This is a genomic window from Acidiphilium rubrum (genome assembly GCF_900156265.1).
GTDB classification, from domain to species: Bacteria; Pseudomonadota; Alphaproteobacteria; order Acetobacterales; family Acetobacteraceae; genus Acidiphilium; species Acidiphilium rubrum.
Map to the genome: position 1 here is coordinate 38378 of NZ_FTNE01000005.1, position 12765 is coordinate 51142.

Below are 12765 nucleotides of genomic sequence, written 5' to 3' on the forward strand. Positions count from 1 at the left end.
GTGGGGTTGGGGGCTTGGGTGATGGGTATCAAGGGATACCCATCTTACGGGTTTGTGCTTGCAACGACGTTGTGGGGTTGGATTGATTGGGGACCTTGGCGTTGTTCTGGCATCCTGTTATCGAAAGAGCCAAGAAAATGCTGGTTTGTTTATGCTTGGCGGATGGCCACTGGGAGTGAGAAGCGATGTCCGATCCGATCATGGGCTGCGGCGTCTGATGGGCAACTCACCGCGTTCGATGCTGCGGTTTGCGGTTGTGCTGTGCCTTGCGGTTGCGGGGTTGGCGGTGAGCCATCGGGTGGCGGTGGCTGATGCGCCGGTGCCTGATGCGCGGGCGGCGCCGCCGCCGAGCGTTGGTTTGCGGCATCTGCTGCCGGGGTTGGTTGCGGATGCGCGGGCGTTTCAGGCGTTTGCGGATCGGCGGGTGGTGGGGGACAGTGCGGGTGTTGCGGCGCATCGGGCGGATTTGGCGCGGCGGGCGAAGCAGGCGTTCGATGATCAGGATTGGGCGGCCGCGGCGGCGCTTTATCGGCGGCGGTTGACCATTGGCGATGAGACGCAGCCGGGGCTGTGGCTCGATTATGCCACGGCGCTGTCGCGCATCGCCAAGCCCGATCCGGCCGCGATCGAGGCGGCGGCGTTCATTGCGTATCGGCAGAACGAGACATCCGGCGGCGATGTGGGGCGTGCCAAGCGGGCGTTGTTGTTGATCGTCAAGGCGTTGTCGTTGCAGGACAATCAGTTGGCGCGGCTCGATGTGCTGGCGGCGTTGCAGCGTGCGTATCCGGATGATCGGGTGATTGCGGACAAATTGGCGGCGGCGCGCAAGACCTATGGCGTGCGGGTGACCAAGTTGACCGTGCATGCCAATCAGTTTCCGACCAGCGCCTGTATTGCGCTGACGGTGAAGCCGAGCGGGGCGGCGGATTTCCATGCGGGGGATTGGGTGCGGTTTGCACCGCCCCAGCCGCAGGCGGCGGTGAGCGTGCAGGCGGGTGCGATTTGTGTTGCCGGTCTGCCGGCCGGCAATACCAGCACGGTGACGCTGCTGCACGGGATGCCGTTGCAGGGTGGGGCGCGCCTGCCGGAGGATATGAAGGTGAGTGTGGTGATCGGCGCGCGGCGGGCGCAGTTGATTGCGGATGTCACGCATTTTCTGATCCCCGCCTCGTCGCCGCCGGCGGTGGGGGTTTCCACGGTCAATCTGGACACGGTGCGGCTGAAGATCGTGCGGGTGGCGGAGCGGTCGTTGACCGGGTTTTTCTCGAACCATCCGCTGTTCAATCCGGATTCCTATCAGAACACGCTGAACGGCAATTATGGCAGGACGGTCTGGCAGGGCGCGGCGGCGGTGCCGGGGTTCGTTTCCAACCGGCTGATCCGCTCGGTGCTGAATTTGCCCAAGGTTATGGCCAAGCCAGGTCTTTATGCGATCGAGCTGCGGCCGGGGGCGGGGCAGAAGAGCAATTATGCGTTGCATGCGGTGCAGCTGGTGCTGCGGACCGATCTGGCGCCGGTGGTCTGGCGCGGTTGGAACGGGCTGCATGTGCAGATCCGCAATTTTACCGCGGCGCAGCCGCAGAGCGGCGTGAAGATTGCGTTGATCGCATCGGATAATTCGATTCTGGCGACGGCGACGACGGATGGTGACGGGTTCGCGACTTTTGCGGCGCCCTTGCTGGCGGGCAGCGGTGGGCAGGCGCCGGTTGCTTTGCATATCAGCGGGCCGGATGGTGATTTCACGGTGTTCGATTTGACGGGATCGCCGCTCGATTTGTCGGATCGGGGGATTTCGGGGCGGCCGGTGGCGCATCGGATCGATCCGTTCCTGTGGCTGGATCGGGGGATTTATCGGCCGGGCGAGACCGTGCATGTCATGGCGCTGTATCGGACCGATCGGCAGACGCCGCTCGATTTGCCGTTGCATGTGATCGTGCGGCGGCCGGGCGGGCAGGTTTACCTCGATCGGGTGGTGGCGCGGCATGATGATGATGCGGTGACGCTGCCGGTTGTGCTGCCGGGTGCGGCGCAGGCGGGGAATTGGTCGGTCAGCCTGGCGATGGGGACGGACAAGCAGGCGCTCGCCGAGCGGCATTTCACGGTTGCGGCGTTCGTGCCGGCGAAGCTGAAGGTTTCGCTCGGGCAGCCGAAGCCGCTGGTGGCGGGCAAGCGCGATCATTGGCCGGTCAATGTGCGGTTTCTATATGGTGCGCCGGGTTCGGCCCTGAGCGGGACGGCGACGGTGCGGCTGGTGACGGCGGCGACGCCGTTTGCGCAATGGGCGGGGTATCGGTTCGGCTTGCAGGGCGAGATGTTCGAATCGCCGCTGAGCCATGTGCAGCTGGCGGCGACCGGGCCGCATGGCAATACGCGTGTGCCGATCGATCTGACCAATCCGCCGGACACCACCCATGCGATTGCGGCGAAGCTGAGTGTGAGCATCGATGATCCCTCCGGCCGGGCGGTGACCAAGGCGATCACGCTGCCGGTGACGCCGGCGGCGCCGTTGATCGGGATCAGGCCGGATTTCGCCGATGATACGGTGGGCAACAAGGTGGCGCCGGGGTTCGAGATTGCCGCGGTCGATCCGGCGGGGGCGGCGGTGGCGATGCCGGTGACGGTGAGCCTGGTGCGCCAGGACACCGAGTGGAACATTTATTACAACGGATCGGTGGCGCGCTGGTCGATCAGTCATGTGAATCGGCCGGTGGAGACGGTGAATGTGACGCTGCAACCGGGCAAGCCGACGCATTTCAGCGCGCCGGTGCTGGGTTGGGGGCGGTATCGGCTGCGGGTGGTGCAGGCGAAGGGCGGGTTCGCGGCAAGCTCGGTGGTGTTTTATTCCGGCTGGGCGACCTCGGCCAATCCGGCGGCGCCGCAGCGGGTGACGGTTTCATCCGGTGCGCGCGATTACGCGGTGGGCGATACCGCGCAGGTGCATGTGAGCGCGCCGTTCGCGGGGCCGGCGACGCTGGTGATGGCCAATAACGATGTGATTTCGACGCGGAACTTCACCCTGCCGCAGGGCGGGACGACGCTGAACATCGCGGTCAGGCGGCGGTGGGGGGCGGGTGCGTATGCGATGGTCGAGGCGTTTCAGAAGGGCGATGCGACGCATCAGCCGGGGCGGGCGATCGGGCTGACCTGGATTGGCGTGAAGCCGGGGCGGCGGCGGATCGATGTGTCGATTCCGGTGAAGCCGCTGTATCGGCCGGGGCGGGATGTGACGTTCGATGTCCATGCGCGGCCGGGGGCGTATGTGACGCTGGCGGCGGTGGATGAGGGAATTTTGCAGTTGACCGATTTTGCCGACCCTGATCCGCTCGGGCATTTTTTTGGCCAGCGCCGGTTGGGGGTGAGCGTGTTGGACGATTACGCCGGGCTGATCCTGCCGCCCTCCGGCCAGCCGGCGGTGTTGAAGAACGGCGCGGGGGCGAATTTCGGGCCGGCGAACAAGCCGATTCCGCAGCGCATCGTTTCGTTGTTCGCGGGGCCGGTGCAGGCGGGGGCGGATGGGATTGCGCATATCACGCTGCATATTCCCTCGTTCAACGGCCAGATCAGGCTGATGGCGGTGGCCTGGACCAAGACGGCGGTGGGTGGGGCGAACAGCGATATCATTGTGCGCAACCGGGTGATTGCCGATGCGCTGCTGCCGCGCTTTCTGGCACCGGGGGACAGTGCGGATGCCGGGCTGATGCTGCAGAACCTGGATTTGCCGTATGGCAGTTTCACCGCGCGGCTCAGCGTGTCCGGCCCGTTGCGCATTGCGGGGGCGGCGCGCGCGACGATCGATCTGAAGCCGGGTGCGCGCCAGGTGGTGCGGTTCGGGCTGGATGCGGCGCAGGCGGAGGGCACCGGGCGGATCGATCTGGCGTTGCGCGGGGCGCATTATACGCTGGACCGGCATTGGACCCTGAGCGTGCAGTCCGCCCGCGCGCCGGTGAGCCGGTTGATGACCGCGACGGTGAAGCCGGGGGCGCGGGCGACGATCGGGGTGAACGACGCCGGGTTTTATCCGGGTTCGGTGGGCGCGACGATCACGTTCGGGAATACGCTGCCGTTCGATCCGGCGGAGTATATGCAGGCGCTGGCGGCGAATCATCTGCCGTTTCTGGCGCAGAGCGTGAGCCGGGGTCTGCCGCTGACGGTGCTGCATGGGCCGGTCGCGGGGCCGGAGCCGCAGGCGCGGCTGGCGCGGGCGGTGGAGCAGGTGCTGGATTTGCAGCGGTTCGATGGGGCGTTCGGGCTGTGGTCGTCGCAGGATACCAGTGAGCCGTGGCTGAGCGCGTATGCGACGGAGTTTTTGCTGCGCGCGCGCAAGGCCGGGGCGTATGTGCCGGATGCGCAGATCGATCAGGCGCTGGCGTGGTTGCATAACGAGGTGGTGCAGGGTGAGGGCAGCCCGTTCTCGCAGGTTTATGCGGCCTATGTGCTGGGCCTGGCGGGGCGGCCGCCGGCGGGGGTGATCCGCCAGTTGGGCGAGGGGCTCGATGGGTTGGACATGCCGCTGGCGCGCGCGCAGCTTGGCGCGGCGCTGGATGAGATCGGCGAGCCGGGGGCGGCGCGGCATGCGCTGGATGCGGCGCTGTCGATGCATAACCGCTTGACCGGGGATTGGTATTTTCTGGATCAGGATTGGAACCAGGCGTTCGGGTCGCCGTTGCGCGATGCCTGGGCGGTGCCTGCGGTGGTGGCGCAGACCGGGTTGCTGCGCGACCGGCTGGCGGCGTTGCGGGCGGATTTGCCGGGGCAGGGGATCGATGTCGCGGATTTGAGCGCCCAGGAGCTGGCCTGGGCGTGTTTTGCCGATGGGGTGCTCGGCGCGCCGCTGCCGCCGATGGATTTCACGATCGGTGGCCGCGCGATCAAGGCGGACAAGGCGGTCAGCGAGGCGCTGGCGGGGCCGGCGGCGATTGTCAATCGGGCGACGACGGCGCTGGCGGTGAGTGTGGCGACGACCGGCGTGCCGGATCGGGCACCGGCGGCGGTGCGGCAGGGCATGGTCGTGACGCGGCGGTTCTATGCGTTGGACGGCACCGCGCTCGACCCCGCGGTGCTGGCGCAGAACACCAGTTTCATCATGGTGATCAGCGGCCGGGCGGTCGATTCCGCGCCGCATCGGGCCGTGGTCGATGCCGGTTTGCCGGCGGGGTGGGAGCTTGCGGGCAATATTGCGAGCGGGGCGGTGAGCGGGGGTGCGCTGGATTGGCTGGGCCGGCTCAGCCATCCGCGCGTGCGGGCGGCTTCGGATGATCGCTACGAGGCGGCGTTCGATCTGGCACCGTCGGATTCCAATTATTTCGGCGAGGATAATGGCGTGGATCGGGAATTCCGCGTCGCGGTGATGGTGCGGGCGGTGACGCCGGGGCATTTCACGCTGCCGGGGGTGACGCTGTCGGATATGTTTCATCCGATGGTGTTCGGCCGGACGGCGGGGGGCAGCGTGACGGTGCTGGCACCGGGGCAGGCGGCGCCGAAGCCGGTGGTGACGCAGAAATCGGTGGTGACGCCGGGGAGTGGTGGGTCGCCGAAGCTCAAGGCGGCGAATGCCGCATTGGCGAGGCAATATGACGCGTTGATGCGGACACTGCCGCCGGGCGAGCAGGCGTTGCTGCGGGTTGGGGAGTCGCAATGGATCATCGACAAGCGGGCCGCGTGCGGGCGGCAGGCGGTGGCGATGCGGACGGCGAAGGGGGTGGCCTGCCTGATCGATCAGACCGAGCGGCGGATGGCCGTGCTCAAGCGCGATGCCGCGCTGCGGCCCTGAGATGCGGCGCCGGCTTGGGGCGGTTGGGCTTGCTGGTGTTGTTGCGATCGGGCTGATCTTTGGGCTGGCGTGGTTTCGCCCGCCCGGATTGTCGCGGCTGCTGGTGCAGAGCCGGCAGAGTTTCGGCCGGCATGGTCATGCGATTGCGACGTTCGAGGATGCGCGGGGCGAGTGGAAATTGCCGAGCGATGCGGCGACGGTCGATCCGTTGCTGGCGCGGATGGTGATTGCGGTCGAGGATCGGCATTTCTATCTCGATCCGGGGGTCGATCCGCTGTCGATCCTGCGGGCGAGCGCGCAATTGCTGGCGGCGAGGCATGTGGTTTCGGGCGCATCGACGCTGACCATGCAGGTGACGCGGCTGCTGCATCCGGCGCCGCGCACGCTGGCGGTGAAGCTCGATGAGGCGTTTCATGCGCTGGCGTTGAACGAGCATTACAGCAAGGCGGCGATCCTGGGCATGTGGCTTTCGCTCGCGCCGTTCGGTGGCAATCTGGTCGGGGTGGAGGCGGCGTCCCACGCGTGGTTCGGCCATGGTCCGCAGCGGTTGAGCCCGGCGGAGGCGGCTTTGCTGGTTGCGCTGTGCCGGCGGCCGGCGGCACTCGACCCCGCGGTGCATCCGCGTGCGGCGATGGCGGCGCGCAACCGGGTGCTCGCGGCGGCCGCGGCGGCGGGGGTGATTTCAGGCGCGGCGCTGCGCCATGCCGAGGCGCGTGCTGTGCCGGGGCGGCGGCATCGGTTCATGGTGCTGGCGCCGCAGGTGACGGTGCATTTGCCGGCCGGGGCGCGCACCACGATCGATGGGCCGCTCGATGCCGCGATCGCGCGGTTCGCGCTTGGGGTGATGCGCGGGCTGGGGCCGCATGAGAGCCTTGCGATCATGGTGGTGGATGCGAGGACCAGGGCGATCCGGGCGATTTATGCCGGGGACTGGGGCGATGCGCGGCGGGCCGGGTTTGTCGATCTGACGCGGGCGGTGCGGTCGCCGGGGTCGGCGCTCAAGCCGTTTTTATATGGGCTCGCTTTTGCCGATGGGCTGGCGCAGCCGCACGGGCTGCTGACCGATCTGCCCGGTCGGTTCGGGGGGTATGCGCCGGATGACTACACCGGGCGTTTCAAGGGGGCGGTGACCGCGACGACCGCGCTGCGCCGCTCGCTCAATGTGCCGGCGGTGGCGTTGATGCGGGCGTATGGGCCGCAGCATTTTGCCGCGGCGCTCGCGGCGGCCGGGGTGCCGCTTGCGCTGCCGCGCGGGGCGGCACCCTCGTTGCCGCTGGCGCTGGGGGGTGCGGGGATTACGATGCGGCGGCTGATGGCGCTGTATGCCGGGCTTGCGACGGATGGGCGGGTCGAGCGATTGCATGTGCTGGCGGCTGAGGCGCGGCGGCGGCGGCGCCTGCTGTCACCGGCGATTGCGCAGGAAATCACCGGGATTCTGACGCGGCCGTTTCCGGGTGGCGGGCCGGCGGGTATTGCGTGGAAAACCGGTACCAGCGCTGGGAATCGGGATAATTGGGCGTTCGGCTACGATCGGGATACGGTGGTCGGCGTGTGGATCGGCGCGCCGGATGGCGGGGCGCTGGCGGGGCAGTTCGCGCTGGCCGCGTTGCCGGTGCTGGCGGATGTGTTCGGGTTTCTGCCGGCGGCACCGCTGGCGTTGCCACGATCGAGCACGCCGCCGGTGCTGGCCGAGGCGAAGCCGGCGTTGCCGTTCGCGCTGCTCGCGCCCGCGCCGAAACTGGTGCTGCCGGCGGGCGATCCGGTGGATTTGCGGGCGATGGGCGGGGCACGGCCGCTGCGGTTCATGATCGATGATCGGTTGATTGCGTCGATTCCGGCGCTGCGCAGCGCCGAATGGCAGCCGCCGGGGCCGGGGTTTTATCGGCTCACGATCATGGATGCGACCGGGCGGACGATTACCGGGACGGTCCATGTGCGGTGATGCGCCGGGGCTGATGCAGGGCTGACCTGCCGCTGGCTGGATTGCCGGGGATCGCCATGTGATAGACCAGTGTTGCAAACGACTGACAGTTTTTCTACGACCACCGATTGATCCTGACCCGAACGATGCGCGGAGCAAGCCTGATGAGTGCCAGCCACAATACCGAAACCGTTACCGATGTGCACCATTGGACCGATCGGCTGTTCAGTTTTACCGTGACGCGCGATCCGTCGTTCCGGTTCGTGGCCGGGCAGTTTACGATGATCGGGCTCGATGTCGCGGGGCGCAAGCTGATGCGGGCGTATTCGATGGCGAGTGCGACTTATGAGGATCATCTGGAGTTTTTCAGCATCAAGGTGCCGTCCGGCCCGCTGACCTCGCAGTTGCAGCACGTCAAACCCGGCGATACCGTGCTGGTCGGGCGCAAGCCGACCGGCACGCTCGTGGCCGATAATCTGCGGCCGGGCGCGCGGCTTTATCTGCTCGGGACCGGGACCGGGCTGGCGCCGTTCATGAGCATTATCCGCGAGCCGGATATTTATGAGCGGTTCGAACAGATCATCCTGGTGCATGGCTGCCGGCATGTGTCGGAGCTCGCCTATGAGACCTATATCACCAGTACGCTGCCGCAGAACGAGTTCATCGGCGACATGGTGCGGAGGCAATTGCTGTATTACCCGACCGTGACGCGCGAGCCGTTCCGCCATAACGGCCGGATCACGACGCTGATGCGCGACGGATTCGACCCCAGCTTCAACCTGCCGCCGCTGTCGCCCGAAAGCGACCGCGTGATGCTGTGCGGCAGCCCGGCGTTCCTGGCCGATATGACCGCGCTGCTCGAAGCGGGCGGGTTCAACGAGGGAAACTCCTCGATCCCGGGCGAATACGTGATCGAAAAGGCGTTCGTCGAGAAATAATGGCGCGGCAGGCCGCCGGGCCGGCCTGCCTTGCCGTTACGTTATCCCCGGCCGGCGGGGACTTTGGCGGCGAGCGGCGATTTGGCTGGAGCCGGTTCGTCGTCGTTCATCGGTTCCGGCGCCTCCGGCGGGTGCGGGATCTGGGCATGGGCCTGGTGCCAGAACTCGTCGTCGCGATCGGCGGGCTTGCCGGCATCTTCCCATAGTTTGTAGGCCAGCTCTCTCACTTTGTCGTTGTGGTCCTGGTCGGACATGGCGAAATTCCTCCTGATTGATTGCCGTGTGCGACAGACATGGCGCGGCGAAAGACCAGGCTCAATCGGGCGGATGCGTGAATTCGCGGTTATCCGGTGCGGCGCCAAAACGCTGGATCAAGAACGCCCGGTCGTTACGCGATCCGCCGAAGCCCCGCGCGATTCAGGCACTTTTGCCATCATCCTCCAGCGTAAACCCAGCCTTCAACGTGACCTGATAATGCGCAACGCGGCCACCCTCGACATGGCCACGAGTCTCCGTCACCTGAAACCAATGAATGTGACGTAAAGTCTCGTGCGCCTTGGTCAGCGCCGTCTGAATCGCATCCTCAATACTGGTCGGCGAAGACCCAACCAACTCCACCAGCCGATACGTGTGATTGTCCATCCTCGGTCGCCTCTTTATTGTTGCACTCACAACATTGGCACCAACCACCCCGATTTCAATTATCACCCGGCCCGTAATACTGGGCACTGGTGGGGTGGTGTTTGAGAGGAAGTAAGGCGGGGGGCTTTGCCCCCTCGACCCCCACTAAGGGCTTAGCCCTTAGAACCCGCTAGTTTTAGGCAAGGGGAGGGCTGTCCAGGCCAGATCAGCGGAACCACCGAGGCAGCGCCCTCCCCTTGCCTAAAACTAATGGATTTTAAAGGCTCCGCCTTTAACGGGGTCCAGGGGCGGAGGAGCCGAAGGTTCCAGCGATGCTCTTCATCGCTGGAATGGCTCCGGAGGGAGAGCCCCTGGCCTTACTGACTCTCAGGCACCACCCCACAAGTGGCCAGGACTAGGCTGGGGTGAAATTCATGGCGATGCCGTTGATGCAGTAGCGGTGGTGGGTGGGGGCGGGGCCGTCGTTGAAGACGTGGCCGAGGTGGCTGCCGCAGGTGGCGCAGTGGACTTCGGTGCGGACCATGCCGTGGCTACGATCGGTGGTGGTGGCGACGGCGTGGGGGATTGGGGCGTCGAAGCTGGGCCAACCGGTGCCGCTTTCGAATTTACCTTCGGTGTTGAACAGGGGGGTGTTGCACCCGGCGCAGGTGAAGCGGCCTGGGCGTTTTTCGTTCAGCAGGGCGCAGGTGCCGGGGCGTTCGGTGCCGTGGGCGCGCATGACGGCGTATTGTTCGGGGGTGAGTTTCTGGCGCCATTCGGCGTCGGACAGGGCGAAGCTGTAGGTGGATTGTTCCATGTGTGGGGCTCCTTGATTCCGCTGCGCGGCCTTGGGATTTCTGTGTGCGGCTTTCAGGAGAGTGTGGGGATGGCCGGCGCGGGATCAAGGCGTTGGGGGGCGGGGTCAGGCGCCGGATTTGGCTTTGTTGCGGCGGCGGCGGGCTTGTTCGTTGGGTTTGGCGGGATCGGTGCCGGGGGTTTTGAAGTTGGGTGGGTTGCCGGTTTTTTTGCGCCAGGGCGGGGTTGCGCCTGGCGGGCGGGGGCGGGTGGCGCCGACCGCATCCGGTGTGGGGCCGGTGGTGGTTTCGATGTGGATTTCGGGGTTGTTGACCGCGATGACGGATTTCATGAAGTCATCGGCGACGGATTGGTGGATTTCGAATTTGGTTTCGCGGTCGAAGATGCGGATGGCGCCGATATCGCGTTTGGTGACGCCGCCGACGCGGCAGATCAAAGGGAGCAGCCATTTTGGATCGGCGTTTTTGCGGCGGCCGACGTCGGCGCGGAACCAGACCATGGGGCCGGCGCCCGGTGTGCCAGTGTGGGGGCGGGGTTCGCGGCTGTTGAAGTCGCGGTTGTTATCGAAGCGGGGGCGTTCGGGCGGGAGAGGCGAGATGTCTTCGGGTGAGGGCAGGCGGGCGCGGTAGAGGCGGATGAGGGCGGTGGCGATGGTTTCGGGCGTGTAGCCGCCGAGCAATTCGCGGGCGGCGGTGAGATCGTCATCGAGGGGTGGTTCGGTCAGCAGCGGGTCGGTGAGCAGGCGGGCCTGATCGCGGGCGCGGATGGAGTCGGCCGAGGGTGGTTCGTCCCAGCTCGCTTTGATGTTAGCCGAGGCGAGCAGGGCTTCGGCCTGGCGGCGGCGGCTGTTGGGGACGAGCAGGACGCAGAGGCCTTTGCGGCCGGCGCGGCCGGTGCGCCCGGAGCGGTGGGTGAGGATGGCTTTGTTGTTGGGCAGATCGGCGTGGATGACCAGATCGAGGTTGGGCAGATCGAGGCCGCGAGCGGCGACATCGGTTGCGATGCAGACGCGGGCGCGGCCGTCGCGCAGGGATTGCAGGGCGGTGTTGCGTTCGGTCTGGCTGAGTTCGCCAGAGAGGGCGACGACGGCGAAGCCGCGTTCCTGCAGGCGGCCGTGGAGTTGGCGGACAGCTTCGCGCGTCGAGCAGAACACGAGGCAGCCGCCGAGTTCGTGAAAGCGCAGCAAATTGACCAGCCCGTGTTCGATTTCATGGGCGGCGACGCGGATGGCGCGGTATTCGATATCGGCGTGGGGCTGGTTGCGGGCGACGGTATCGATGCGGAAGGCGTCGCGCTGGTATTGGCGGGCGAGGGCGGCGATTTCGCGGGCGATGGTGGCGGAGAACAGCAGGGTGCGCCGTTCGGTGGGGGTGGTGCCGAGGATGAATTCAAGCTCGTCGCGAAAGCCGAGGTCGAGCATTTCGTCGGCTTCGTCGAGCACGACGACTTTCAGGGCGCTGACATCGAGGTGGCGGCGTTCGAGGTGATCCTGCAGGCGGCCTGGGGTGCCGACGACGATGTGGCAGCCGGCGGCGAGGGCGCGTTGTTCGCGCCTGGGGTCCATGCCGCCGACGCAGGAGACGACGCGGGCACCGGTGAATTCGTAGAGCCAGGCGAGTTCGGCGTGGACCTGGATGGCGAGTTCGCGGGTGGGGGCGATGATCAGGGCGAGCGGGGCGGTGGGTGGCGGGAGGGCGCCGTCGTTCATGATGGTGCTGGCGAAGGCGAGGCCGTAGGCGATCGTTTTGCCCGACCCGGTCTGGGCGGAGACCAGCAGGTCGCGCTCGGTGGCGTCGTCGGCGAGGACGGCGCTTTGGACGCTGGTGGGTTCGGTGTAGCCGCGTGCGGTCAGCGCGCGTTGCAGCGCGGGGACCGCGATCGGGAAATTCATGACGGGGGCGGTTTCGATCGGGGAGTTCATGGGGGCTGATAGCGCGCGGGCGATCGTGCGGCAACCGTTGCGATGGGCTGGCTGCCGCCCGTTGTCGGGCGCGTTTTACCAACCCATCGTGCCGCGGGCGCGTTTTACCAACCCATCGTGCCGGGGCTGCCTTTGAAGGGGCCGATCAGGTTGGCGGTGACCCAGCCGCCGTAGAAGCCGCCGGGCTGGGGGGTGACTTGTTCATCGCCCACGAAACACGCATCGACCCGGCCGGCGTAGACCGCGAGGTAGTCGCGGATCGGCAGGAAACTGGGCGAGGGGGTCGGGTAGCTCCAGGCGGCGTCGACCGCGATCCGGTCGCCCTGGCGCAATGACCAGTAGGAGGCGCGGCCTTTCCATTCGCAGAAACTGCCGCCGCTGCGGGGTTCGATGCCGCAGGAGAAGGCGGTGCGGGGGAGGTAGTAGACCGGCGGGTGGCTGGTTTCGAGCACGCGAAAGCCTTCGGTCGTTGCGGCGATGGTGGTGCCGTTGAAGTCGATGCGGAGCGGCAGCGGGACGGGTTCGAGCCGGGGCGGGCGGGGATAGTCCCAGACGTTTTCGATCACTGGCATGTCAGGCCGGTTCGGCCCAGGCATTGCGGGCGCCGAAGCTGTTTTCGGGGATGATGGCGGGGCGGAGGGCCATGCTGAAACTCCATTCCTGCGGTGCGGTGATGCTGCGGATGACATGGTGGCAACAGGGCAAACGGGAACTGCTCTGGACATAAAAAAACCCCGGGGACTGGCCCCGGGGTTTGCGATCCGATCGGGTGATCGGG

9 protein-coding genes are annotated in these 12765 nt (G+C 66.7%); 3 read left to right on the forward strand and 6 right to left on the reverse strand.

Annotated features, from left to right (window positions below; genetic code table 11):
* Nucleotides 1-217: 217 nt before the first annotated feature.
* From BW994_RS05310 to BW994_RS05320, 3 genes are all read left to right on the forward strand, one after another.
* Nucleotides 218-5770, forward strand: a complete 5553-nt coding sequence (locus tag BW994_RS05310; protein WP_076454397.1) for an alpha-2-macroglobulin family protein — start codon at nucleotides 218-220, stop codon at nucleotides 5768-5770.
* A gap of 1 nt (nucleotide 5771) precedes the next feature.
* Entirely contained in the window at nucleotides 5772-7712 is a 1941-nt protein-coding gene (pbpC, locus tag BW994_RS05315) for a penicillin-binding protein 1C (protein WP_029314636.1), read from the forward strand.
* A 143-nt stretch (nucleotides 7713-7855) separates the two neighbouring features.
* Nucleotides 7856-8629, forward strand: coding sequence for a ferredoxin--NADP reductase (locus tag BW994_RS05320; RefSeq protein WP_029314635.1), 774 nt, complete (start codon nucleotides 7856-7858; stop codon nucleotides 8627-8629).
* 41 nt (nucleotides 8630-8670) lie between these two features.
* Here the strand turns inward: BW994_RS05320 and BW994_RS05325 are convergent, their stop codons facing one another.
* The 6 genes from BW994_RS05325 to BW994_RS20360 form a co-directional block, all read right to left on the reverse strand.
* Nucleotides 8671-8883 carry a DUF2934 domain-containing protein gene (locus BW994_RS05325; RefSeq protein WP_029314634.1) on the reverse strand — a complete coding sequence of 71 codons (213 nt, stop codon included), beginning with the start codon at nucleotides 8881-8883 and terminating at the stop codon, nucleotides 8671-8673.
* Between the two features lie 163 nt (nucleotides 8884-9046).
* Nucleotides 9047-9271 carry a dodecin gene (locus tag BW994_RS05330; protein WP_029314633.1) on the reverse strand — a complete coding sequence of 75 codons (225 nt, stop codon included), beginning with the start codon at nucleotides 9269-9271 and terminating at the stop codon, nucleotides 9047-9049.
* A gap of 394 nt (nucleotides 9272-9665) precedes the next feature.
* Nucleotides 9666-10067 carry a peptide-methionine (R)-S-oxide reductase MsrB gene (gene msrB, locus BW994_RS05335; RefSeq protein WP_029314631.1) on the reverse strand — a complete coding sequence of 134 codons (402 nt, stop codon included), beginning with the start codon at nucleotides 10065-10067 and terminating at the stop codon, nucleotides 9666-9668.
* A 105-nt stretch (nucleotides 10068-10172) separates the two neighbouring features.
* A complete protein-coding gene (locus BW994_RS05340; RefSeq protein ID WP_051657704.1) occupies nucleotides 10173-11957 on the reverse strand; it encodes a DEAD/DEAH box helicase in 1785 nt (594 codons plus the stop codon).
* Nucleotides 11958-12091: 134 nt separating this feature from the next.
* Nucleotides 12092-12559, reverse strand: a complete 468-nt coding sequence (locus BW994_RS05345; RefSeq protein WP_035234210.1) for a DUF427 domain-containing protein — start codon at nucleotides 12557-12559, stop codon at nucleotides 12092-12094.
* A 1-nt stretch (nucleotide 12560) separates the two neighbouring features.
* Nucleotides 12561-12692, reverse strand: a complete 132-nt coding sequence (locus BW994_RS20360; protein ID WP_281174473.1) for a hypothetical protein — start codon at nucleotides 12690-12692, stop codon at nucleotides 12561-12563.
* Between the last annotated feature and the right edge of the window lie 73 nt (nucleotides 12693-12765).

Coding starts and splice junctions, on each gene's coding strand:
- BW994_RS05310 (WP_076454397.1), top strand. CDS start 218: ATGGGCAACTCACCGCGTTCGATGCTGCGGTTTGCGGTTGTGCTGTGC.
- pbpC (WP_029314636.1), top strand. CDS start 5,772: ATGCGGCGCCGGCTTGGGGCGGTTGGGCTTGCTGGTGTTGTTGCGATC.
- BW994_RS05320 (WP_029314635.1), top strand. CDS start 7,856: ATGAGTGCCAGCCACAATACCGAAACCGTTACCGATGTGCACCATTGG.
- BW994_RS05325 (WP_029314634.1), bottom strand. CDS start 8,883: ATGTCCGACCAGGACCACAACGACAAAGTGAGAGAGCTGGCCTACAAA.
- BW994_RS05330 (WP_029314633.1), bottom strand. CDS start 9,271: ATGGACAATCACACGTATCGGCTGGTGGAGTTGGTTGGGTCTTCGCCG.
- msrB (WP_029314631.1), bottom strand. CDS start 10,067: ATGGAACAATCCACCTACAGCTTCGCCCTGTCCGACGCCGAATGGCGC.
- BW994_RS05340 (WP_051657704.1), bottom strand. CDS start 11,957: ATGAATTTCCCGATCGCGGTCCCCGCGCTGCAACGCGCGCTGACCGCA.
- BW994_RS05345 (WP_035234210.1), bottom strand. CDS start 12,559: ATGCCAGTGATCGAAAACGTCTGGGACTATCCCCGCCCGCCCCGGCTC.